General features: G+C 38.8%; 30 protein-coding genes. All 30 read right to left on the bottom strand.

Translation table 11 applies throughout. The annotated features are described in order from the left end of the window. Positions 1-72: 72 nt before the first annotated feature. Complete coding sequence (gene map, locus D9842_RS21095) at positions 73-819, bottom strand: type I methionyl aminopeptidase (RefSeq protein WP_121664190.1); 747 nt, start codon at positions 817-819, stop codon at positions 73-75. Then, a complete protein-coding gene (locus D9842_RS21090) occupies positions 816-1,469 on the bottom strand; it encodes an adenylate kinase (RefSeq protein ID WP_098798308.1) in 654 nt (217 codons plus the stop codon). Before D9842_RS21090 ends, map begins: the two co-directional genes overlap by 4 nt. A 58-nt stretch (positions 1,470-1,527) precedes the next feature. After that, complete coding sequence (secY, locus tag D9842_RS21085) at positions 1,528-2,820, bottom strand: preprotein translocase subunit SecY (RefSeq protein ID WP_121664189.1); 1,293 nt, start codon at positions 2,818-2,820, stop codon at positions 1,528-1,530. Beyond that, complete coding sequence (gene rplO, locus D9842_RS21080; protein ID WP_121664188.1) at positions 2,820-3,260, bottom strand: 50S ribosomal protein L15; 441 nt, start codon at positions 3,258-3,260, stop codon at positions 2,820-2,822. The genes secY and rplO overlap by 1 nt, the downstream gene beginning before the upstream one ends. A gap of 31 nt (positions 3,261-3,291) precedes the next feature. After that, on the bottom strand, positions 3,292-3,474 hold the full coding sequence (gene rpmD / locus D9842_RS21075; protein WP_026561237.1) for a 50S ribosomal protein L30: 183 nt from the start codon (positions 3,472-3,474) through the stop codon (positions 3,292-3,294). A 12-nt stretch (positions 3,475-3,486) separates the two neighbouring features. After that, a complete protein-coding gene (gene rpsE, locus D9842_RS21070) occupies positions 3,487-3,987 on the bottom strand; it encodes a 30S ribosomal protein S5 (RefSeq protein ID WP_098798310.1) in 501 nt (166 codons plus the stop codon). Between the two features lie 23 nt (positions 3,988-4,010). Beyond that, complete coding sequence (gene rplR / locus D9842_RS21065; RefSeq protein WP_121664187.1) at positions 4,011-4,373, bottom strand: 50S ribosomal protein L18; 363 nt, start codon at positions 4,371-4,373, stop codon at positions 4,011-4,013. A gap of 33 nt (positions 4,374-4,406) precedes the next feature. After that, complete coding sequence (gene rplF / locus D9842_RS21060) at positions 4,407-4,946, bottom strand: 50S ribosomal protein L6 (protein WP_121664186.1); 540 nt, start codon at positions 4,944-4,946, stop codon at positions 4,407-4,409. Positions 4,947-4,975: 29 nt separating this feature from the next. After that, positions 4,976-5,374, bottom strand: coding sequence for a 30S ribosomal protein S8 (gene rpsH / locus D9842_RS21055; RefSeq protein WP_098798313.1), 399 nt, complete (start codon positions 5,372-5,374; stop codon positions 4,976-4,978). A 31-nt stretch (positions 5,375-5,405) separates the two neighbouring features. Beyond that, entirely contained in the window at positions 5,406-5,591 is a 186-nt protein-coding gene (gene rpsN / locus D9842_RS21050; protein ID WP_010285078.1) for a 30S ribosomal protein S14, read from the bottom strand. A 24-nt stretch (positions 5,592-5,615) separates the two neighbouring features. Next, positions 5,616-6,155, bottom strand: coding sequence for a 50S ribosomal protein L5 (rplE, locus tag D9842_RS21045; protein ID WP_098798314.1), 540 nt, complete (start codon positions 6,153-6,155; stop codon positions 5,616-5,618). A 24-nt stretch (positions 6,156-6,179) separates the two neighbouring features. Then, a complete protein-coding gene (gene rplX / locus D9842_RS21040; protein WP_098798315.1) occupies positions 6,180-6,491 on the bottom strand; it encodes a 50S ribosomal protein L24 in 312 nt (103 codons plus the stop codon). Between the two features lie 36 nt (positions 6,492-6,527). After that, positions 6,528-6,896: a 50S ribosomal protein L14 gene (gene rplN / locus D9842_RS21035; protein WP_026561230.1), complete on the bottom strand. Its 369-nt coding sequence runs from the start codon at positions 6,894-6,896 to the stop codon at positions 6,528-6,530. Between the two features lie 39 nt (positions 6,897-6,935). After that, a complete protein-coding gene (gene rpsQ, locus D9842_RS21030; RefSeq protein WP_098798316.1) occupies positions 6,936-7,199 on the bottom strand; it encodes a 30S ribosomal protein S17 in 264 nt (87 codons plus the stop codon). A 20-nt stretch (positions 7,200-7,219) separates the two neighbouring features. Beyond that, a complete protein-coding gene (rpmC, locus tag D9842_RS21025; protein WP_098798317.1) occupies positions 7,220-7,423 on the bottom strand; it encodes a 50S ribosomal protein L29 in 204 nt (67 codons plus the stop codon). Continuing rightward, the gene (gene rplP / locus D9842_RS21020; RefSeq protein WP_098798318.1) at positions 7,413-7,847 is read right to left on the bottom strand and encodes a 50S ribosomal protein L16; all 435 of its coding nucleotides are present in this window, start codon (positions 7,845-7,847) and stop codon (positions 7,413-7,415) included. The genes rpmC and rplP overlap by 11 nt, the downstream gene beginning before the upstream one ends. Position 7,848: 1 nt before the next feature. After that, positions 7,849-8,505, bottom strand: a complete 657-nt coding sequence (gene rpsC / locus D9842_RS21015) for a 30S ribosomal protein S3 (RefSeq protein WP_098798319.1) — start codon at positions 8,503-8,505, stop codon at positions 7,849-7,851. A gap of 3 nt (positions 8,506-8,508) precedes the next feature. Then, complete coding sequence (gene rplV, locus D9842_RS21010; RefSeq protein ID WP_121664185.1) at positions 8,509-8,853, bottom strand: 50S ribosomal protein L22; 345 nt, start codon at positions 8,851-8,853, stop codon at positions 8,509-8,511. Between the two features lie 17 nt (positions 8,854-8,870). After that, positions 8,871-9,149: a 30S ribosomal protein S19 gene (gene rpsS, locus D9842_RS21005; protein ID WP_026561224.1), complete on the bottom strand. Its 279-nt coding sequence runs from the start codon at positions 9,147-9,149 to the stop codon at positions 8,871-8,873. Between the two features lie 57 nt (positions 9,150-9,206). Further along, positions 9,207-10,037, bottom strand: a complete 831-nt coding sequence (rplB, locus tag D9842_RS21000) for a 50S ribosomal protein L2 (RefSeq protein ID WP_098798322.1) — start codon at positions 10,035-10,037, stop codon at positions 9,207-9,209. 27 nt (positions 10,038-10,064) lie between these two features. Continuing rightward, positions 10,065-10,352, bottom strand: a complete 288-nt coding sequence (gene rplW, locus D9842_RS20995; protein WP_098798323.1) for a 50S ribosomal protein L23 — start codon at positions 10,350-10,352, stop codon at positions 10,065-10,067. Then, entirely contained in the window at positions 10,352-10,975 is a 624-nt protein-coding gene (rplD, locus tag D9842_RS20990) for a 50S ribosomal protein L4 (protein ID WP_121664184.1), read from the bottom strand. The genes rplW and rplD overlap by 1 nt, the downstream gene beginning before the upstream one ends. A 27-nt stretch (positions 10,976-11,002) precedes the next feature. Further along, positions 11,003-11,632 carry a 50S ribosomal protein L3 gene (gene rplC / locus D9842_RS20985; protein WP_121664183.1) on the bottom strand — a complete coding sequence of 210 codons (630 nt, stop codon included), beginning with the start codon at positions 11,630-11,632 and terminating at the stop codon, positions 11,003-11,005. A gap of 43 nt (positions 11,633-11,675) precedes the next feature. Continuing rightward, positions 11,676-11,984 carry a 30S ribosomal protein S10 gene (rpsJ, locus tag D9842_RS20980; protein ID WP_026561219.1) on the bottom strand — a complete coding sequence of 103 codons (309 nt, stop codon included), beginning with the start codon at positions 11,982-11,984 and terminating at the stop codon, positions 11,676-11,678. A gap of 1,194 nt (positions 11,985-13,178) precedes the next feature. Next, the gene (gene tuf / locus D9842_RS20975; protein WP_121664182.1) at positions 13,179-14,369 is read right to left on the bottom strand and encodes an elongation factor Tu; all 1,191 of its coding nucleotides are present in this window, start codon (positions 14,367-14,369) and stop codon (positions 13,179-13,181) included. 115 nt (positions 14,370-14,484) lie between these two features. Next, positions 14,485-16,563 carry an elongation factor G gene (gene fusA, locus D9842_RS20970; protein WP_098798327.1) on the bottom strand — a complete coding sequence of 693 codons (2,079 nt, stop codon included), beginning with the start codon at positions 16,561-16,563 and terminating at the stop codon, positions 14,485-14,487. Between the two features lie 52 nt (positions 16,564-16,615). Then, positions 16,616-17,086 (bottom strand): 30S ribosomal protein S7, encoded by a 471-nt coding sequence (rpsG, locus tag D9842_RS20965; RefSeq protein ID WP_098798328.1) that lies wholly within the window; start codon positions 17,084-17,086, stop codon positions 16,616-16,618. A gap of 48 nt (positions 17,087-17,134) precedes the next feature. Beyond that, a complete protein-coding gene (gene rpsL / locus D9842_RS20960; RefSeq protein ID WP_066330432.1) occupies positions 17,135-17,557 on the bottom strand; it encodes a 30S ribosomal protein S12 in 423 nt (140 codons plus the stop codon). Positions 17,558-17,659: 102 nt separating this feature from the next. Continuing rightward, positions 17,660-17,908 (bottom strand): 50S ribosomal protein L7ae-like protein, encoded by a 249-nt coding sequence (locus D9842_RS20955; RefSeq protein WP_121664181.1) that lies wholly within the window; start codon positions 17,906-17,908, stop codon positions 17,660-17,662. Positions 17,909-18,101: 193 nt separating this feature from the next. Continuing rightward, a complete protein-coding gene (gene rpoC, locus D9842_RS20950) occupies positions 18,102-21,701 on the bottom strand; it encodes a DNA-directed RNA polymerase subunit beta' (protein WP_121664180.1) in 3,600 nt (1,199 codons plus the stop codon). Between the last annotated feature and the right edge of the window lie 111 nt (positions 21,702-21,812).

Genomic DNA, 21,812 nt, shown 5'->3' with positions numbered 1-21,812 from the left:
AACAATTTGCTTAGTCAACTAAATACACGGTGAAACGATAATCGGATCATTTTAAGCAATGTCACCTATCGATTATGCCTTAGTCAGAATCTCAAAACCATCTTCAGTAATAGCAATAGTGTGTTCAAAGTGAGCACAGTATTTTCCATCAACTGTTACAACAGTCCAATCATCTTCCAAGGTTCTTACATAACGGGTACCTGCATTAACCATCGGTTCTATCGCTAGTACCATCCCTGGCTTTAACCTAGGACCTTTATTTGGTGGACCATAATGAGGAATCTGAGGATCTTCATGAAGCTCCTGCCCGACACCGTGACCAACATACTCTCTCACAACTGAGAAGCCATGCTCTTCAACATATGTTTGGATAGCATGAGAAATGTTAGATAATCGAACGTCTGGCTTTGCTTCTTTAAGACCCCTGAATAAAGATTCTTCTGTAACATCCAACAATCTTTGAGCTTCATCAGAAATCTTTCCAACAGGATAGGTCCAAGCTGAGTCACCATGATATCCATTATATTTCGCACCAATATCGATACTAATGATATCCCCGTCATTCAATACACGATCACCCGGTATTCCGTGAACGAGCTCTTCATTTACTGAAGCACATATGCTTCCGCGGAAACCATTATACCCTTTAAATGAAGGAATTGCATCATGTGCACGAATAAATTTTTCGGCAATTACATCCAGTTCCTTCGTCGTTACACCAGGTTTAATGTGTTTAATTAATTCTTGATGAGTTAAAGCGACAATACGTCCTGCTTCTCGCATAATTTCTAGTTCACGCTGAGTCTTACAAATGATCATGCACCTAGTCCTCCAACCAGTTGATCAACGTCATTAAATACTAAATCGATATCCTGTTCACCATCTATATTTCTTAAATAACCTTTTTCATTATAAAAGTCTAATAGAGGTTGTGTTTGTTGAAGGTTCACTTCTAAACGATTTGCAACTGTTTCTTCGTTATCATCTGCGCGTTGGTATAGCTCGCCACCACATTTATCACACTTGCCTTCGTTAGCAGGTGGGTTAAATACTAAGTGGTACGTTGCTCCACATTGCTTACAGATACGACGACCAGTTAATCGTTCCATTAGGATATCTTTATTAACTTGTATATTAATGACATAATCAATCTGTTTGTTTAGGTCTGTTAGAATTCCTTCAAGCGCATCTGCTTGAGCTACTGTTCTTGGAAAGCCATCTAAAAGGAAACCTTTTTGACAATCATTCTTGCCTAAACGTTCACGAACAATACCAATGGTAACTTCATCGGGAACTAGTTCTCCTTTGTCAATGAAGGACTTAGCTTGTAGACCAAGTTCTGTTTCTTCTTTCATAGCAGCTCTGAACATATCTCCTGTTGAGATATGAGGGATGTCGTATTTGTCTACAATACGTTCAGCTTGAGTTCCTTTCCCAGCACCAGGAAGACCCATTAATACTAGATTCATTTGTATTCCCCCCTCAGTCTCTATTTAGAGGGAATGGGAAGGATTTCCCATATCCTCATTATTTAATAAAGCCTTTATAATGACGTTTCACTAGCTGACTTTCAAGTTGTTTCATTGTTTCAAGCGCTACACCGACAACAATTAATAAACTAGTTCCACCAATCTGTGCAGATTGAGGAAGATCAGCAAATTTAATGAAGAAAACAGGAAGAACAGCTATAGCTGCTAAGAAAAGAGAACCAACAAAAGTTAAACGATATAATACCTTTGTAACATATTCCTGCGTGCTTTTACCTGGTCTAATACCAGGGATATAACCGCCTTGTTTCTTCAAATTATCCGCCATTTGTTCAGGATTAACTTGAACAAATGTATAGAAGTACGTAAACGCTAAGATTAACGCAACATAGATAACCATACCTATAGGCTGTGTGTAATCAAAAGTTTTCGATATCCACTCTGTCACATCGTTTGGACCAAAGAAAGATGCAATAGTAGGTGGTGTAATAATAAATGATACCGCGAAGATAACAGGAATTACACCAGCTGGGTTAACTTTTAACGGTAGATGAGTCGAATGACCGCCACCCATGTTTTTGTTACCAGCACCCTTAGCATATTGAATTGGAATTTTACGAAGTGCTTGTTGAATAAAGATCGTTCCTACTACAACAGCTAATATTGCTAAAATTAGGATGACAACTGTCACAATTTTAATGAAAAGTTGATCACCGGCATCTTCGAATTGTTGTGCATAAATTTGGTTAACAGTTGAGGGAATCCCTGCTACAATCCCTGCAAAGATGATAATGGAAATACCATTTCCTACACCTTTAGAAGTGATTTGTTCTCCTAACCACATTAAGAATGCTGTACCTGCTGTTAATACAATCGCAATTAACAAGTATGTTCCTACACCAGGATTATTAATTAATAATCCTCCTGATTGGGTGTTAAACCCGTAAGACATACCTAACGCTTGGATGAAACCTAATATTATCGTAAAGTATCTTGTAAATTGAGCTAACTTACGTCGCCCAACTTCACCTTGTTTAGACCATTCAGTAAACTTCGGAACAACATCCATCTGTAAAAGTTGAATGATGATTGAAGCTGTAATGTATGGCATTATACCCATCGCTAAAATAGAGAAGTTATATAATGCTCCACCACCGAATGTATTTAGAATTCCGAAAACGTTAAGTTCATCCTGAGCCTTTAACACATCAGCATTAACATTAGGCACAGGTATGAACGTACCAATACGAAATACCACTAACATTAAAAGGGTGAATATGATCTTACTTCTAATATCACCCACGCGCATAAAATTGGAGATTGTTTTAAACATTAGATCACCTCAGCTGTACCGCCAGCAGATTCAATTGCTTCTTTAGCAGAAGCTGAGAATTTGTTAGCTTTTACAGTAAGTTTTTTCTCTAACTGGCCGTTACCAAGGATTTTTACACCAGATTTCACATTACTTACAACGCCTGTTTCAAGTAATAAGTCTGGAGTAACCTCTGTACCGTCTTCGAAACGGTTTAGGACATCAAGGTTAACAATTGCAAAGTCCTTGCGGTTGATGTTTGTGAATCCACGTTTAGGTAAGCGTTGGAACAAAGGAGTTTGACCACCTTCGAATCCAGGACGAACTCCACCACCAGAACGAGCATTTTGTCCTTTATGACCTTTACCAGCTGTTTTACCGTTACCAGAACCGATACCACGACCAACACGATTACGTGTTTTACGTGAACCTTCTGCTGGTTTCAACTCATGAAGTTTCATCGGGACACCTCCTTATATATTTATGTTTCAATTATTGTTCTTTAACTGTAACTAAGTGAGCAACTTTATTAATCATACCGCGAATCGCAGGATTATCTTCTTGAACAACAGTTTGGTGTAACTTTTTAAGTCCAAGAGTTTTAACAGTAATACGTTGATCTTCAGGACGACCAATCACACTGCGAGTGAGGGTAATTTCTAACTTATTCGCCATTGTTTTCCCTCCTTATCCTAACAGTTCTTCTACCGTTTTTCCACGTAACTTCGCAACTTCTTCAGCACTCTTTAGATCATTTAATCCAGAGATTGTAGCACGAATCATATTAATTGGAGTGTTTGAACCTAAAGATTTTGAAAGAATATCAGCTACACCAGCTAACTCAAGTACCGCACGAACAGGTCCTCCTGCGATAACTCCAGTACCTTCTGATGCTGGTTTTAAGAGAATGTTACCTGCACCAAATTGACCGATAACTTGGTGAGGAATTGTAGTACCTACCATTGGTACCTCAATTAGATTTTTCTTAGCATCCTCAATTGCTTTACGGATTGCTTCTGGTACCTCTTGAGCTTTACCAGTACCGAAACCTACATGACCGTTTTTATCACCTACAACAACTAGTGCTGCAAAGCGGAAACGACGACCACCTTTAACAACTTTTGCAACGCGGTTTACCGTAACTACGCGTTCTTCAAGCTCTAATTTGTTTGGATCAATACGACGCATTCTTTGTGTCCCTCCTTTTGCGATTAAAATTCTAGTCCAGCCTCGCGAGCAGCTTCAGCTAGAGCCTTTACACGACCATGGTATAGATAACCCCCGCGATCAAATACAACTGTTTTAACGCCTTTTTCGATAGCACGTTTTGCTACTAATTCTCCAACCTTTTGAGCAGCATCAGCATTGCTTTTAGAATCTAAATTAAGATCTTTATCTAATGTAGACGCACTTACTAAAGTAACTGAGTTAGTATCGTCAATTACTTGAGCGTAAATGTGTTGGTTAGAACGATATACGTTTAAACGAGGACGTTCTGCTGTGCCTGTTAACTTAGCACGAACACGTGCGTGTCTTTTTTTACGTACAGCATTTTTATCAGCTTTAGTAATCATTTAGGTCACTCCTTTCTTATCAACTAAGCGATATTACTTCGCAGTTTTACCTTCTTTACGACGTACATGTTCGCCTTCGTAGCGAATACCTTTACCTTTGTAAGGCTCTGGTGGACGAACGTCACGAATATTAGCTGCAATAGCACCTACACGCTCTTTATCAGTTCCTTTTACAAGAACTTTAGTTTGTGATGGTACTTCAATTTCAATACCAGACTCAGGTGTGATTTCAACAGGGTGAGAGTAACCAACGTTAAGAACTAACTTGTTACCAGATTTAGATGCACGGTAACCGACACCGATAAGTTCTAAACCTCTTTCAAAACCTTTAGAAACACCTTCTACCATGTTTCCTAATAAGCTACGAGTTGTACCGTGTAAAGCACGGTGCTCCTTAGCATCAGAAGGACGAGTAACAGTTAACACGTTATCTTCAATAGCGATTTGCATATCAATATTGAATGTACGAGTTAATTCACCTTTAGGTCCTTTAACTGTTACAGTATTATCATCAGCGATGTTAATAGTAACACCAGCTGGGATTTCAAGTAATTTCTTACCAATACGAGACATTCATTACACCTCCATTCTATTTAAACGTATTACCAAACGTATGCTAATACTTCTCCACCAGTTTGTTTTGCACGAGCTTCTTTGTCAGTCAAAACACCTTGAGAAGTTGAAACGATCGCAATACCTAATCCGTTAAGTACACGTGGTACTTCACCAGCTTTAGCATATACACGAAGACCTGGTTTACTGATTCTTTTTAGGCCTGTAATTACACGTTCATTGTTAGCTCCGTATTTTAAGAAAATACGAATGATTCCTTGTTTGTTATCTTCTACATACTCTACGTCACGTACGAAACCTTCACGTTTTAAGATTTCAGCGATTTCCTTTTTGATTGTTGATGCAGGAAACTCAAGTTTTTCGTGACGTACCATATTCGCATTACGAATGCGAGTAAGCATATCTGCAATAGGATCTGTCATAACCATTACTAAATAACCTCCTTCCCGTTATACGGTTTTACCAGCTAGCTTTTTTCACGCCTGGAATTTGACCTTTGTAAGCAAGTTCACGGAAACAAATACGGCAAAGCTTAAATTTACGTAGTACTGAGTGTGGACGTCCGCAACGTTCGCAACGAGTGTACTCTTGTACTTTAAACTTTTGCGTGCGCTTTTGCTTAGCAATCATTGATTTTTTAGCCACAATTTCGCCTCCCTTTACTAGCGATTATTTTTGGAACGGCATACCGAACTGTGTTAATAGTTCGCGCGCTTCTTCATCAGTATTCGCAGTTGTTACGATAACGATATCCATACCACGAACTTTGTTAACTTTATCATAATCAATCTCAGGGAAGATTAATTGCTCTTTCACACCTAAAGTGTAGTTTCCACGACCATCAAAAGATTTCTTAGAAACCCCACGGAAGTCACGTACACGTGGTAATGAAACAGAAATTAATTTATCTAAGAATTGGTACATACGCTCACCACGTAGTGTAACTTTTGCACCGATTGGCATACCTTCACGTAGACGGAAGCCCGCGATTGATTTTTTTGCTTTCGTTACAACTGGTTTTTGACCAGTGATTTGTCCTAACTCCTCAACAGCTACATCTAGAGCTTTTGAGTTAGACACTGCATCACCAACACCCATGTTGATTACGATTTTTTCAATTTTTGGAGTTTGCATTACTGATTTGTATGAGAACTTTTTCATTAATGCAGGAGTAATTTCACTTTGATACTTTTCTTTAAGGCGGTTCATACATATACCTCCCTTCCTGATTTACTATTTATCTAAAGTTTCACCAGATTTTTTTGCTACACGTACCTTTTTACCGTCAACCACTTTATAACCAACACGAGTTGGCTCACCAGATTTAGGATCAAGTGGCATAACATTTGATACATGGATAGGTGCCTCTTGGTTTAAGATTCCACCTTGTGGGTTTGCTTGAGAAGGTTTAGCGTGTTTTTTCACGATGTTAATACCTTCTACAAGAATACGGTCTTTTTTAGGATAAGAAGCAAGAACAACGCCTTGTTTACCTTTATCCTTACCAGAGATAACCATTACTTTATCACCTTTTTTAACATGCATCCTAGTTGCACCTCCTTAGTAAGGCAATTCAATTTATTATAGAACTTCTGGAGCTAGAGAAACGATTTTCATGAAGTTGTTTTCACGTAATTCACGTGCAACTGGTCCGAAAATACGTGTACCACGTGGACCTTTGTCATCACGAATGATAACACATGCGTTTTCGTCGAATTTGATGTAAGAACCATCAGAACGACGAGCACCACTCTTAGTGCGCACGATTACAGCTTTTACAACATCACCTTTTTTGACAACGCCACCTGGTGTTGCTTGTTTTACCGTACAAACAATTACATCACCGATGTTAGCAGTCTTACGACCTGAACCACCTAACACTTTAATTGTTAATACTTCACGAGCACCAGAGTTGTCAGCAACTTTCAAACGAGATTCTTGTTGGATCATCTATGTTACCTCCCTTCGGAATTAACTATCCGAACAATATTAAATGATAATAGCTTCTTCAACAACACTAACTAAACGGAAGCGCTTTGTCGCAGATAATGGACGAGTTTCCATAATTCTTACGATATCGCCAGTTTTAGCTTGGTTGTTTTCATCATGAGCTTTGTATTTCTTAGAGTATTTTACACGTTTACCGTATAATGGGTGTGTTTTGTAAGTTTCTACAAGAACAGTGATAGTTTTATCCATTTTGTCAGAAACAACACGACCAGTATAGACTTTACGTTGGTTACGTTCACTCATTCAGTAAACCTCCTCTCTTATTAACGATTATTAGCAGCAAGCTCTCTTTCACGGATAACAGTTTTCATACGAGCGATCGATTTACGAACTTCACGGATGCGAGCAGTGTTTTCTAATTGTCCTGTCGCTAATTGAAAGCGAAGATTGAATAACTCTTCTTTAAGAGACTTTACTTTTTGTTCAATTTCAGCAGTGGTAAGGTCACGAATTTCATTAGCTTTCATTTGATTCACCACCAATTTCTTCACGTTTTACAAACTTCGTTTTAATCGGTAATTTATGAGAAGCTAAACGTAAAGCTTCACGAGCTACCTCTTCAGTAACACCAGAGATTTCGAACATAACTTTACCTGGTTTTACAACAGCTACCCAACCTTCTGGAGCACCTTTACCAGATCCCATACGTACCTCTAAAGGTTTTGCAGTATAAGGCTTAGAAGGGAAGATTTTGATCCAAACTTTTCCGCCACGTTTCATATAACGTGTCATCGCAATACGAGCAGCTTCGATTTGACGATTTGTGATCCAAGAAGCTTCAAGAGCTTGAATTCCGAACTCACCGAAATGTACTTCAGTACCGCCTTTAGCACGACCGCGCATTTTCCCACGGTGCTCTCTGCGATATTTTACGCGTTTTGGCAATAACATATTATTTTCCTCCTTCCTCAGTTTTCTTCTTAGTAGGAAGAACCTCTCCACGATAGATCCAAACTTTTACGCCTAATTTACCGTAAGTTGTATCAGCTTCAGCTGTTCCATAATCGATATCAGCACGAAGTGTGTGTAGTGGAACTGTTCCTTCGCTATAGTGTTCAGCACGTGCGATATCTGCTCCACCTAAACGACCAGATACTTGAGTTTTGATACCTTGAGCACCAGCACGCATTGCACGTTGGATTGTTTGTTTTTGTGCACGACGGAAAGAAATACGGTTTTCTAATTGACGTGCGATATTTTCAGCAACTAATTTAGCATCTAAATCAGCTTTTTTGATTTCAAGAATGTTAATGTGTACACGTTTGCCAGTTAATTGGTTAAGTGCTTTACGAAGTGCTTCAACTTCAGTACCACCTTTACCGATTACCATACCTGGCTTAGCAGTGTGGATTGTAATGTTTACACGGTTAGCAGCACGCTCGATCTCAATTTTAGAAACAGATGCATCGCTAAGACGTTTAGTAACATATTCACGAATTTTAATATCTTCATGTAAAAGAGTTGAGTAGTCTTTTCCTGCGAACCATTTTGACTCCCAATCACGAATAACTCCGATACGAAGACCGACTGGATTTACCTTTTGACCCACTGATTATCCCTCCTTCTTTTCTGTTAAGATGATTGTGATGTGGCTTGTGCGTTTGTTAATTGCACTTGCGCGACCCATAGCACGTGGACGGAAACGTTTAAGAGTTGGACCTTCGTTTGCATAAGCTTCTGTTACAACTAAGCTATTAATGTCCATTTCATAGTTATGTTCAGCGTTAGCCACTGCTGATTTTAGTACTTTCTCTATGATTGGAGAAGCAGCCTTTGGCGTGTGATTTAAAATCGCTACTGCTTCACCTACTTGCTTACCTCGAATAAGATCTAGAACTAAACGAGCTTTACGAGGAGCAATACGAACTGTTCTTGCGACAGCTTTAGATTGTTGCATTTAAATGCCTCCTCTCATTAACGTCTTGTTTTTTTGTCATCACTAGCATGACCTTTGTAAGTACGTGTAGGTGCGAACTCACCTAGTTTATGACCTACCATATCCTCAGTTACATATACAGGAACATGTTTACGTCCATCATAAACAGCGATAGTGTGACCAATAAATTGTGGGAAAATTGTAGAACGACGTGACCAAGTTTTAATAACTTGCTTTTTCTCAGTTTCATTTAATTTCTCAACTTTGTTCATTAAATGATCATCAACGAATGGTCCCTTTTTTAAGCTACGGCCCATGATTGTACCTCCCTTCGCGATCGTGCTACGGTTCGATTGAACCGTAGTTCAATCACGTTATTTTTTACGGCGACGCACGATAAATTTATCTGATTTGTTCTTCTTCTTACGAGTCTTAGCTCCAAGAGTTGGTTTACCCCATGGAGACATTGGTGATTTACGTCCGATTGGAGCGCGTCCTTCACCACCACCGTGTGGGTGATCGTTAGGGTTCATTACAGATCCACGAACAGTAGGACGTTTGCCTAACCAACGTGAACGACCTGCTTTACCAATGTTAATAAGTTCATGTTGCTCGTTTCCTACTTGACCTACAGTTGCACGGCAAGTAGCAAGAATCATACGAACTTCACCAGAGTTTAAACGTACAAGTACGTATTTACCCTCTTTACCTAATACTTGAGCAGAAGTACCTGCAGAACGAACTAATTGTCCACCTTTACCAGGTTTTAATTCGATGTTGTGTACTACTGTACCTACAGGAATGTTTAGTAATGGTAGTGCATTACCCACTTTAATATCTGCTTCAGGGCCAGACATAATCTCTAGACCTACTTTTAAATTCTTAGGTGCAAGGATGTATCTTTTCTCACCATCAACATAGTTGATTAATGCGATGTTTGCAGAACGATTTGGATCGTACTCGATTGTAGCAACGCGTCCTGGTATACCATCTTTGTCGCGTTTGAAATCAATCACACGATATTGGCGTTTGTGTCCACCACCTTGGTGACGAACTGTTAATTTACCTTGGTTATTACGACCACCTTTTTTGTGTAAAGGTGCAAGTAACGATTTTTCTGGTTGATCTGTCGTGATTTCAGCAAAATCCGATACTGTCATTCCACGACGACCGTTTGAGGTTGGTTTATATTTTTTAATCGCCATATCGATATCCCTCCTTTTCTATTAAAATTATACTTCGAATAATTCGATTTCTTTGCTATCTGCAGTAAGCTTGATGATCGCTTTACGACGACGGTTAGTTAAACCGCTGTAACGACCTACACGCTTTAATTTACCTTTGTAGTTCATGATGTTTACTTTTTCAACTTTTACGCCAAAGATTGATTCGATCGCATCTTTAACTTCAGTTTTATTAGCCTTAACATCTACTTCAAACGTATATTTTTTCTCAGTCATAAGATCTGTTGAACGTTCAGTGATTACGGGGCGCTTAATAATATCACGAGGATCTTTCATTATGCAAGTACCTCCTCTACTTTTTGCACCGCAGCTTTCGTCATAATAAGCTTATCGTGGTTAAGTACATCAAGTACATTTACACCACTCGCAGTAACAACTGTTACTCCAGGGATGTTACGAGCTGATAATGCAACATTTTCGTTGTTGTCAGCTGTTACAATTAACGCTTTTCTTTCAACAGAAAGACCTTTAAGAACAGAAGCCATTTCTTTTGTTTTTGGAGCGTTAAGTGCTAAATCCTCTAAAACAACGATATCGTTGTCAACTACTTTTGATGATAAAGCTGATTTGATTGCTAAACGGCGAACTTTTTTAGGTAATTTATAAGCATATGAACGTGGAGTTGGTCCAAATACAATACCACCACCGCGCCATTGTGGAGAGCGAATAGATCCTTGACGAGCACGTCCAGTACCCTTTTGACGCCAAGGTTTGCGTCCTCCGCCTGCTACTTCAGAACGATTTTTTACTTTGTGAGTTCCTTGACGTAAGGAAGCTCTTTGCATGATAACCGCTTCAAATAATACATGCTGATTAGGTTCGATACCAAATACAGAATCATTAAGTTCGATTTCTCCAACGTTTGATCCAGTTTGGTTTAATAATGCTACTTTAGGCATTACCCAATTCCTCCTTTCTTAAAGAAATTATTTAGATTTAACTGCGCTTTTCACAGTGATAAGTGCTTTTTTAGGTCCTGGTACATTACCTTTGATTAGTAATAGATTACGTTCTGCATCTACTCTAACGATCTCTAAGTTTTGAACCGTAATACGTTCTCCACCCATACGACCAGGTAACAGTTTGTTTTTGAATACACGGTTAGGTGCTACAGGTCCCATTGAACCTGGACGACGATGGTAACGAGAACCGTGAGACATTGGTCCACGAGATTGTCCGTGGCGTTTAATAGAGCCTTGGAAACCTTTCCCTTTAGAAATTCCTGTTACATCTACGATTTCACCTGCTGTGAAAATATCAACTTTGACTTCTTGACCTACTTCGATTTGCTCTAAGCTAGCTTCACGAAGTTCTTTAACGAAGCGCTTAGGTGCAGTATTAGCTTTTGCAACGTGTCCTTTTTCTGGTTTGTTAGAAAGCTTTTCACGTTTATCTTCAAATCCTAATTGAACTGCGTTGTATCCATCAGTATCAACAGATTTCTTTTGAAGAACTACGTTTGGAGAAGCTTCGATAACAGTTACCGGAATTAAATCACCGTTTTCAGCAAATACTTGCGTCATACCGACTTTTCTTCCTAAGATTCCTTTGGTCATGAGTCACACCTCCTATAAATTATCAATCATTTATTTTAAAAAATTATAATTTGATTTCAATGTCAACACCTGATGGTAAGTCAAGACGCATTAATGCATCAACAGTTTGTGGTGTTGGGCTGATGATATCAATTAAACGCTTATGCGTACGCATTTCGAATTGCTCACGAGAATCTTTGTATTTATGAACCGCACGTAGGATTGTGTATACTGATCTTTCTGTTGGTAACGGAATTGGACCAGAAACATTTGCACCTGAACGTTTTGCAGTTTCTACAATTTTCTCTGCAGATTGATCAAGAATTCTGTGATCATAAGCTTTTAAACGGATACGAATCTTTTGTTTTGCCATTATTTTCCCTCCTTTTCGCCTACTTTTAAAATAGACATTTTCTCCGCAAGAATTTTCCCTACACACGCCATGGCAAAGCGGCCGTGTGTATCGGCAACCTCCTGCTTCATCGCAGTCAAAGACCAACATTGTCTATTATACATAAAACTTATGTTAGATGCAAGAACTATTTAAAATACCTAGTTTCTTGAGCACTTTTCATATTATACATAGTTTGTATAAAGATATCAAGGATATCATTGTTGGTTTATTATTCATGTATTAGAAATGTAAGTGAAATGTTTTTTTAAAAGGACAGATCCTATTTAGATAGTCATTAATCAGTCTAATATATGTTACTATACTCAGAAGCCTATTAAGAGTAATCTTACTTATATAGTAGAAATAGGTCATATTCATACATCAAAGTATTAAAGATTATTGGATATCGGAATGTTAGTTGGTGCTCTTGGGCTTTTTTCTGCAAAGGTATAAGGCGGGGTTTATGTTATGGGGATATTTGTGGCAGAGGGGATAGTTGAAAGGATTGCCATGAGGAGTATCTTATCCTAGTTTGTATAGAGTTAGAACATTTTGTTAGTTTGGGCTTATTTTGACAGAGAGAGTGAACATTTTTACGAAGTTGATTACTTTTATACTTCATATCGTTTATGATGATCATCTCATTCTTCATTACCAGCATGTTTGGTCATCATCACTCTTATGAAGATCATTTCTTACTTTATTAATAATGCCTTTATTCTTCATTCCCTTTATGAAGACAATCTCTCTCTTCATTTCTATCACTTTTGTTCGTCATCCCTTTTATGAAGACCATTTCTCCATTCATTCCTATCACTTTTGTTCGTCATCCCTTTTATGAAGACCATTCCTCCGATCATTTCTATCGCCTTTGTTCCTCATTCCCTTTATGAAGACAATCTCACTCTTCTTTTCTATCGGCTTTGTTCTTCATCCCCTTTATGAAGAACATCTCTCTCTTCATTTCTATCACTATTGTTCGTCATCCCTTTTATGAAGACCATTTCTCCGTTCATTCCTATCATCTTTGTTCCTCATTCCTTTCTGAAGGCCACTCCCCCATATCCATCTCTTTGAATTTCATCAATTTTATAAAACTTCACTCACATCATTGTTAATATGTATGTACAAAAAAAGACGAGCATTATATGCTCGCCTTTTATATATTACAAATTAAGATTGGATAGAAGCTACAACGCCAGCGCCTACTGTACGTCCACCTTCACGGATTGAGAATTTAGTTCCTTCTTCAATCGCGATTGGAGCAATAAGTTCAACTGTCATTTCAACGTTATCCCCAGGCATAACCATTTCTACGCCTTCAGGAAGTTGGCAGATACCAGTTACATCAGTTGTACGGAAGTAGAACTGAGGACGGTAGTTAGTGAAGAATGGAGTGTGACGTCCACCTTCTTCTTTTGATAATACATAAACTTCTGCTTTGAAGTTAGTGTGTGGAGTGATTGTACCTGGTTTAGCAAGTACTTGTCCACGTTGAACATCATCACGAGCAACCCCACGAAGAAGTGCACCGATGTTGTCACCAGCTTCAGCATAATCAAGAAGCTTACGGAACATTTCAACACCTGTTACAGTAGTTGATTTTGGCTCTTCAGTTAAACCGATGATGTCGATTACGTCACCAACTTTAACTTGTCCACGCTCAACACGACCTGTAGCAACTGTTCCACGACCAGTGATTGAGAATACGTCCTCAACTGGCATCATGAATGGTTTGTCAGTGTCACGTTCTGGAGTTGGGATGTACTCATCAACAGCGTTCATAAGTTCAACGATTTTTTCTTCCCACTCAGCTTCACCTTCAAGTGCTTTAAGAGCAGAACCTTTGATTACAGGCACATCGTCACCTGGGAAATCATACTCAGAAAGTAAGTCACGAACTTCCATTTCAACTAGTTCTAATAACTCTTCGTCATCAACCATGTCACATTTGTTTAAGAATACAACAAGGTAAGGTACACCTACTTGACGAGATAATAGGATGTGCTCACGAGTTTGTGGCATTGGGCCGTCAGCAGCAGATACTACTAGGATACCACCGTCCATTTGAGCAGCACCAGTGATCATGTTTTTAACATAGTCAGCATGTCCTGGGCAGTCAACGTGTGCATAGTGACGAGTTTCAGTTTCATACTCAACGTGTGCAGTTGAGATAGTGATTCCACGCTCACGCTCTTCAGGAGCAGCATCGATCATATCATATGCCATCGCTGCACCTTTACCACTGCGCTTAGCAAGTACAGTTGTGATTGCAGCTGTTAAAGTTGTTTTACCATGGTCAACGTGTCCGATTGTACCGATATTAGCATGCGTTTTGGAACGGTCGAATTTTTCTTTAGCCATTCTAAAAATCCTCCTTAGAGTTCTAAAATTTTTTTGGATATATGTAACAGAAAGTGAAACATCACTTTCTGTTCTCACATAAGTAGTTATACTTCATTAAAGGGGGTAAAATCAATTACTCACCTTTATTTTTTTTGATAATTTCTTCAGAAATTGATTTTGGAACTTCTTCGTAGTGATCAAAGTGCATTGTGAACACACCGCGTCCTTGAGTGTTAGAACGTAATGAAGTTGCATAACCAAACATTTCAGATAGTGGAACCATAGCACGTACTACTTGAGCATTACCACGAGCTTCCATACCTTCTACACGTCCACGGCGAGAAGTAACTCCTCCCATGATATCTCCCATGTATTCTTCTGGAATTACAACTTCTACCTTCATAACTGGCTCTAGGATTACAGGGCTACATTTTGATACAGCATTTTTAAGAGCTAAAGATGCTGCGATCTTGAACGCCATCTCACTTGAGTCAACGTCATGGTAAGATCCATCTACTAAAGCAGCTTTTACATCAACTAATGGGAAACCAGCAAGAACACCGTTTTGCATTGCATCTTCAAGACCAGCTTGAACTGCAGGAACGTATTCACGTGGAACTACCCCACCAACGATTTTGTTTTCAAATTCGAAGCCTTTACCTTCTTCGTTTGGTTCGAACTCGATCCAAACGTGTCCGAATTGTCCACGACCACCAGATTGACGTGCAAACTTACCTTCAACTTTTGCTCCTTGACGGAATGTTTCACGGTATGCAACCTGTGGCGCACCAACATTAGCTTCTACTTTGAATTCACGTTTCATACGATCAACTAGGATATCTAGGTGAAGCTCACCCATACCCGCGATGATTGTTTGACCTGTTTCTGGGTCAGTATGAGCACGGAATGTTGGATCTTCTTCTTGAAGTTTTTGTAAAGCAGTAGTCATTTTATCTTGGTCTGCTTTTGATTTTGGTTCAACAGAAAGTTGAATAACTGGCTCAGGGAATTGCATAGACTCTAAGATAACAAGGTTTTTCTCGTCACATAGAGTGTCACCAGTTGTTGTATCTTTTAAACCTACAGCTGCAGCGATATCACCAGAGTAAACCTCAGAGATTTCCTCACGGCTGTTTGCGTGCATTTGAAGGATACGACCTACACGCTCACGCTTACCTTTAGTAGAGTTTTGGATGTAAGATCCAGAACTTAAAGTACCAGAGTAAACACGGAAGAATGTAAGTTTCCCAACGTAAGGATCTGTCATTACTTTGAAAGCTAATGCAGCGAATGGGCCTTCATCGCTAGATTCACGAGTTACTTCTTCTTCAGTATCAGGAATGATACCTTTAATTGCAGCTACGTCAATAGGAGCTGGAAGATAATCAATAACTGCGTCTAACATTTTTTGAACACCTTTGTTTTTGAACGCAGATCCACAGATTACTGGGTAGAATTCTACATTTAAAGTACCTTTACGAATTGCAGCTTTTAGCTCATCGTTAGAGATTTCTTCTCCACCAAGGTATCTTTCCATTAAGTCTTCATCAAGTTCTGCTACTGCTTCAACTAACTTTTCACGGTATTCTTCAGCTTGTTCTTGGTATTCTTCAGGAATTTCTTTATCAACGATATCAGTTCCTAAATCATTACCATAGAATGTAGCCTTCATTTCTACAAGGTCGATAATACCTTCAAATTGATCCTCAGCACCAATTGGTAATTGAATTGGGTGAGCATTCGCTTGAAGACGATCATGTAGAGTTGAAACAGAGTATAAGAAGTCAGCACCAATTTTGTCCATTTTATTAACGAACACAACACGTGGTACGCCATATGTTGTTGCTTGACGCCATACTGTTTCAGTTTGTGGCTCAACACCTGATTGAGCATCAAGAACTGCTACTGCACCATCAAGTACACGTAAAGAACGTTCAACTTCAACAGTGAAGTCTACGTGTCCTGGAGTATCAATGATGTTTACACGATGACCTTTCCACGACGCAGTTGTCGCCGCAGAAGTAATCGTGATTCCACGTTCTTGTTCTTGCTCCATCCAGTCCATCTGAGATGCACCTTCATGAGTTTCACCGATTTTGTGGATACGTCCAGTGTAATAAAGAACACGCTCAGTTGTTGTTGTTTTACCAGCATCAATATGAGCCATGATTCCGATATTACGAGTATTCTTTAAGGAGAACTCTCTTGCCATTGGGTAATTTCTCCTTCCTTATAGGAAATTTAGTTTGATTAGATTGTATTGATTACCAACGATAGTGAGCAAATGCTTTATTTGCTTCAGCCATCTTATGAGTATCTTCACGTTTCTTAACTGCTGCACCAGTGTTGTTAGCAGCATCTAGAATTTCGTTAGCTAAACGCTCTTCCATCGTTTTTTCTCCACGAAGACGAGCGTAGTTTACTAACCAACGTAAACCTAAAGTTGTACGACGATCTGGACGTACTTCTACAGGTACTTGGTAGTTAGCACCACCTACACGACGTGCTTTAACTTCAAGAACTGGCATGATGTTTTTAAGTGCTTGTTCAAACACTTCCATTGCATCATTACCTGAACGTTCTTTAATTAAATCGAAAGCATTGTAAAGTACAGATTGTGCTTTACCTCTTTTTCCGTCGATCATAATTCTGTTTACTAAACGTGTAACAAGCTTTGAATTGTAAATTGGATCTGGTAACACATCTCTTTTTGCTACAGGACCTTTACGTGGCATGTTATGTCCTCCCTTCATCTAAGTTTTTATTTTTAATGTCTTATAACATTATTTTTTAGCAGCTTTTGGACGTTTTGTACCGTATTTAGAACGGCCTTGCATACGTCCATCAACACCAGCAGTATCTAACGCACCACGAACGATGTGATAACGTACCCCCGGTAAATCTTTTACACGTCCACCACGGATAAGAACAACACTGTGCTCTTGTAAGTTGTGGCCAATACCAGGAATGTATGCTGTTACTTCAATTCCGTTTGTTAAACGAACACGAGCATATTTACGAAGCGCTGAGTTAGGTTTCTTCGGCGTCATCGTACCTACACGAGTACATACACCACGTTTTTGAGGTGAAGATACGTTAGTTTGCTCTTTTTTGAAGCTGTTGTAACCTTTGTTTAATGCAGGTGATTTAGATTTCTCTACTTTGCTTACGCGACCTTTACGCACTAATTGATTAATAGTAGGCATTATTGTTTTCCTCCCTTCACTTTTTAATACCACACATCCAGGTGGTTCATATTTAGGCAAAAACAAAGTTTCTGCATTTATGAATCTGCAAAAACATCTATTTTACCGGATTATAGCTACAGCTGCAGCTCCCACTTCTATTCCACAAGCTCTTCCAAGCTTTTTCATAGATGAAACTGTTGTTAAAGGGACTTTTTGAGTTTCTGCTGTTTGAATAACCTTTTGGATAATTCTATAATCAGCATCTTCTGCTATAATGATCTCTTTAACTTCATTATTCATAAGAGCTTTGACTGATTGCTTAGTACCAACAATGATTTCATTTGCCTGTGATACTTTATCATAAGACATAAACCTATATCCTCCAAAGCAACAGGTTTAAGATTGGAACACCTTGAATATAGTAACATTGCGCGAGACGGATGTCAACAATCATCTAAAAAAACTTTATTCATCCATTTCTTCACAGCTTACAAGGATTATATTTGATAAACTCCAGTAAAAATCATTGGGGGATTACCCCCCAATGATGGAGTTATAATCATTAATCTACTGATACTACTTCTTCAACTTGCTCAACTTTAGCAATTGGTTCAGTTTGACGATATCTTGTCATACCAGTACCTGCAGGAACAAGTTTACCAATAATTACATTTTCTTTAAGTCCTAGTAATTCATCACGTTTTCCTTTAATTGCTGCATCAGTAAGAACTCTAGTTGTTTCTTGGAATGATGCGGCAGATAAGAAGGAGTCAGTTTCAAGAGATGCTTTTGTAATACCAAGCAATACTGGACGTCCAGTTGCAGGGCGTTTACCATCTAACAACACTTGTTTGTTAGCATCAGTGAACTGATGAACATCAAGGAGTGTACCTGGTAGTACATCTGTATCACCAGCATCCATGACACGGACTTTACGTAACATTTGTCTTACCATAACCTCTACGTGTTTATCTCCAATTTCTACCCCTTGCATACGGTAAACTTTTTGAACTTCACGTAGTAAATATTGTTGAACTGCTTGAAGATCTTTTACTTTTAGTAATTCCTTAGGATCTATTGAACCTTCTGTCAAGACTTGACCACTCTCAATTTTATCACCTTGAGTAACTTTAAGTCTTGCATTATATGGAGCTGTATAAGAACGGGATTCTACATCACCTTGAATCACTATTTCTTGCTGTTTATCACGAACTTCATTGATCTCAGCTACAACACCATTTATTTCAGAAATGATCGCTTGACCTTTAGGATTCCTTGCTTCAAACAACTCTTGGATACGAGGTAAACCTTGTGTGATATCGTCTCCGGCAACCCCACCTGTATGGAATGTACGCATTGTTAATTGTGTACCAGGCTCACCGATTGATTGAGCAGCAATAATACCAACTGCTTCACCAACTTCTACTTCACTTCCTGTAGCAAGGTTACGTCCGTAACATTTTTTACATACACCATGTCTAGTGTTACAAGTAAATGCAGAGCGAATCCATACTTTATCAATTCCAGCTTCCATAATTTCTACTGCAATATCCTCAGTAATTAATTCATTTTCCTCAACAATTACCTTATCTGTTTCAGGGTGTTTTACAACTTTACGGCAATATCGACCAATTAGACGTTCATCTAATTTTTCAATAATCTCCGTGCCTTCTCTAATTGCCTCAGCTAGAATGCCTCGATCTGTACCACAATCATCATCACGGATGATAACATCTTGGGCAACGTCAACAAGACGACGAGTTAAGTAACCTGAGTCAGCTGTTTTTAAGGCAGTATCCGCAAGACCTTTACGTGCACCGTGTGTAGAGATGAAATACTCTAATACAGTTAAACCTTCACGGAAACTTGATTTGATTGGTAATTCAATGATACGCCCAGCCGGGTTGGCCATTAATCCACGCATACCAGCAAGCTGAGTAAAGTTAGATGCGTTACCACGGGCACCAGAGTCACTCATCATGAAGATCGGGTTACGTTTATCTAGGGACGCCATTAATTTCCCTTGAATATTATCTTTTGCAGCACTCCAGATAGAGATAACACGTTCATAACGCTCATCTTCAGTAATTAAACCTCTTCTGAACTGTTTTAATACGTTATCTACCTTAGCTTGTGCTTCACCGATAATTTCTTGTTTTTCTTTTAATACGATGATGTCAGATACACCAACCGTAATACCAGCTTTTGTAGAGTAACTGAAACCTAGGTTCTTCATGCGATCTAGCATTTTAGATGTTTCAGTAATATGGAATCTTTTGAAGATTTCTGCAATGATTTTCCCTAGAATCCCCTTCTTAAATGGCGGGATTTCATCTAGAGCTGCAACATGTTCTTTCACATCAACAGTTGGAGCTACAAAGTATTTATCAGGTGTTTTCTCTTCAATGTTTTCTTTTGTTGGTTCATTCATGTAAGGGAATGACTCAGGTAAGATTTCATTGAAGATTAACTTACCAACAGAAGTAACAAGCAACATTTTGTTTTGTTCTTCTGTGAATGTTTGATTTTTTAATGAAGATGCTTGAACCGCAACACGTGTATGTAAATGTACATATCCGTTTTGATAAGCAAGTAGTGCTTCATTCGTATCTTTAAAGATCATACCTTCACCAATTGCACCAGCACGCTCTAATGTTAAGTAATAGTTACCTAATACCATATCCTGAGAAGGAGTAACAACTGGCTTACCATCCTTAGGATTAAGGATATTTTGAGCTGCTAACATTAAAATACGTGCTTCAGCTTGTGCCTCAGCTGATAATGGTACGTGAACGGCCATTTGGTCACCGTCAAAGTCCGCATTATAAGCAGTACATACTAGTGGGTGAAGACGAATTGCACGACCTTCTACTAAAGTTGGTTCGAAGGCTTGAATTCCTAATCTATGAAGAGTTGGTGCACGGTTTAGTAAAACTGGATGTTCTTTAATAACTGATTCTAAAACATCCCATACTTCTGGCTGCACTCTCTCAATTTTACGTTTAGCACTCTTAATGTTATGAGCTAATCCTTTTTCAACTAACTCTTTCATAACAAATGGTTTAAACAGTTCTAGCGCCATCTCTTTTGGTAAACCACATTGATACATCTTAAGGTTTGGACCTACAACGATAACAGAACGACCAGAGTAGTCAACACGCTTACCTAATAAGTTCTGACGGAAACGTCCTTGTTTACCTTTTAACATATGTGAAAGTGATTTTAACGGACGATTACCTGGTCCTGTAACAGGGCGTCCACGACGTCCATTATCAATAAGAGCATCAACTGCTTCTTGAAGCATACGCTTCTCATTTTGAACGATAATGCTTGGTGCTCCAAGATCTAATAAACGCTTAAGACGGTTGTTACGGTTAATAACACGTCTGTATAAATCATTTAAATCAGAAGTAGCAAAACGTCCACCATCAAGCTGTACCATTGGACGTAATTCAGGTGGGATAACAGGAAGTACATCAAGAATCATCCAAGATGGTTCATTTCCTGAGTTACGGAATGCTTCAAGTACTTCTAGACGTTTAATTGCACGTGTACGACGCTGTCCTTGAGCTGTTTTTAACTCTTCTTTTAAAGAATCCACTTCTTTATCTAGATCAATATCTGATAATAGCTTTTTAATAGCTTCTGCACCCATAGATGCTTGGAAGGTATTACCGTACTTTTCACGGTAAGCTCGGTATTCTTTTTCAGAAAGTAATTGTTTTTTCTCAAGAGGAGTATCACCAGTTTCAGTTGTTACATAAGAAGCAAAATAAATAACTTCTTCTAAAGCACGTGGTGACATGTCTAGCACAAGCCCCATACGACTTGGAATTCCCTTGAAATACCAAATATGTGATACAGGAGCAGCTAATTCAATATGTCCCATTCTTTCACGACGTACTTTTGCACGAGTTACTTCAACTCCACAACGATCACAAACTACACCTTTATAGCGAACTCTTTTATATTTACCGCAATGACATTCCCAGTCTTTTGTTGGTCCAAAGATACGTTCGCAAAACAGACCATCTTTTTCTGGTTTTAATGTACGGTAATTGATTGTTTCTGGTTTCTTAACCTCACCAAAGGACCAAGAACGAATCTTGTCAGGTGAAGCTAAGCCGATGCTCATATATTCAAAATTATTTACATCTATCAAGGGGCCTACCTCCCTTTTCGTCTTCAGGTTCTACCCAATTTAAATGGCTGTATTTGAGTCAAGTTTAAAGTTCTTTTTAGTAGAAAGTTAAACTGCTATGTAAAAGCAAAT

It is taken from the genome of Metabacillus litoralis, from assembly GCF_003667825.1.
Lineage (GTDB): Bacteria > Bacillota > Bacilli > Bacillales > Bacillaceae > Metabacillus > Metabacillus litoralis_B.
The sequence above is the reverse complement of the archived record's forward strand: the minus strand, read 5'-3'. Positions and strand labels throughout refer to the sequence as shown.

What these genes read in the sequence shown, in the direction of transcription:
- rplN (WP_026561230.1), bottom strand. Translation starts at nt 6,896, where the DNA reads ATGATCCAACAAGAATCTCGTTTGAAAGTTGCTGACAACTCTGGTGCT.
- rplV (WP_121664185.1), bottom strand. Translation starts at nt 8,853, where the DNA reads ATGCAACAATCTAAAGCTGTCGCAAGAACAGTTCGTATTGCTCCTCGT.
- tuf (WP_121664182.1), bottom strand. Translation starts at nt 14,369, where the DNA reads ATGGCTAAAGAAAAATTCGACCGTTCCAAAACGCATGCTAATATCGGT.
- rplR (WP_121664187.1), bottom strand. Translation starts at nt 4,373, where the DNA reads ATGATTACTAAAGCTGATAAAAATGCTGTACGTAAAAAAAGACACGCA.
- rpsQ (WP_098798316.1), bottom strand. Translation starts at nt 7,199, where the DNA reads ATGAGTGAACGTAACCAACGTAAAGTCTATACTGGTCGTGTTGTTTCT.
- rplX (WP_098798315.1), bottom strand. Translation starts at nt 6,491, where the DNA reads ATGCATGTTAAAAAAGGTGATAAAGTAATGGTTATCTCTGGTAAGGAT.
- rpmC (WP_098798317.1), bottom strand. Translation starts at nt 7,423, where the DNA reads ATGAAAGCTAATGAAATTCGTGACCTTACCACTGCTGAAATTGAACAA.
- rpsS (WP_026561224.1), bottom strand. Translation starts at nt 9,149, where the DNA reads ATGGGCCGTAGCTTAAAAAAGGGACCATTCGTTGATGATCATTTAATG.
- rpsJ (WP_026561219.1), bottom strand. Translation starts at nt 11,984, where the DNA reads ATGGCAAAACAAAAGATTCGTATCCGTTTAAAAGCTTATGATCACAGA.
- fusA (WP_098798327.1), bottom strand. Translation starts at nt 16,563, where the DNA reads ATGGCAAGAGAGTTCTCCTTAAAGAATACTCGTAATATCGGAATCATG.
- rplP (WP_098798318.1), bottom strand. Translation starts at nt 7,847, where the DNA reads ATGTTATTGCCAAAACGCGTAAAATATCGCAGAGAGCACCGTGGGAAA.
- rpsE (WP_098798310.1), bottom strand. Translation starts at nt 3,987, where the DNA reads ATGCGTCGTATTGATCCAAACAAATTAGAGCTTGAAGAACGCGTAGTT.
- rplB (WP_098798322.1), bottom strand. Translation starts at nt 10,037, where the DNA reads ATGGCGATTAAAAAATATAAACCAACCTCAAACGGTCGTCGTGGAATG.
- rpsH (WP_098798313.1), bottom strand. Translation starts at nt 5,374, where the DNA reads ATGGTTATGACAGATCCTATTGCAGATATGCTTACTCGCATTCGTAAT.
- rplW (WP_098798323.1), bottom strand. Translation starts at nt 10,352, where the DNA reads ATGAAAGATCCTCGTGATATTATTAAGCGCCCCGTAATCACTGAACGT.
- secY (WP_121664189.1), bottom strand. Translation starts at nt 2,820, where the DNA reads ATGTTTAAAACAATCTCCAATTTTATGCGCGTGGGTGATATTAGAAGT.
- rplD (WP_121664184.1), bottom strand. Translation starts at nt 10,975, where the DNA reads ATGCCTAAAGTAGCATTATTAAACCAAACTGGATCAAACGTTGGAGAA.
- D9842_RS20955 (WP_121664181.1), bottom strand. Translation starts at nt 17,908, where the DNA reads ATGTCTTATGATAAAGTATCACAGGCAAATGAAATCATTGTTGGTACT.
- rplE (WP_098798314.1), bottom strand. Translation starts at nt 6,155, where the DNA reads ATGAACCGCCTTAAAGAAAAGTATCAAAGTGAAATTACTCCTGCATTA.
- rplC (WP_121664183.1), bottom strand. Translation starts at nt 11,632, where the DNA reads ATGACCAAAGGAATCTTAGGAAGAAAAGTCGGTATGACGCAAGTATTT.
- map (WP_121664190.1), bottom strand. Translation starts at nt 819, where the DNA reads ATGATCATTTGTAAGACTCAGCGTGAACTAGAAATTATGCGAGAAGCA.
- rplO (WP_121664188.1), bottom strand. Translation starts at nt 3,260, where the DNA reads ATGAAACTTCATGAGTTGAAACCAGCAGAAGGTTCACGTAAAACACGT.
- rpsG (WP_098798328.1), bottom strand. Translation starts at nt 17,086, where the DNA reads ATGCCACGTAAAGGTCCTGTAGCAAAAAGAGATGTGTTACCAGATCCA.
- rplF (WP_121664186.1), bottom strand. Translation starts at nt 4,946, where the DNA reads ATGTCTCGTATTGGTAAGAAATTACTTGAAATCCCAGCTGGTGTTACT.
- rpsL (WP_066330432.1), bottom strand. Translation starts at nt 17,557, where the DNA reads ATGCCTACTATTAATCAATTAGTGCGTAAAGGTCGCGTAAGCAAAGTA.
- D9842_RS21090 (WP_098798308.1), bottom strand. Translation starts at nt 1,469, where the DNA reads ATGAATCTAGTATTAATGGGTCTTCCTGGTGCTGGGAAAGGAACTCAA.
- rpmD (WP_026561237.1), bottom strand. Translation starts at nt 3,474, where the DNA reads ATGGCGAATAAGTTAGAAATTACCCTCACTCGCAGTGTGATTGGTCGT.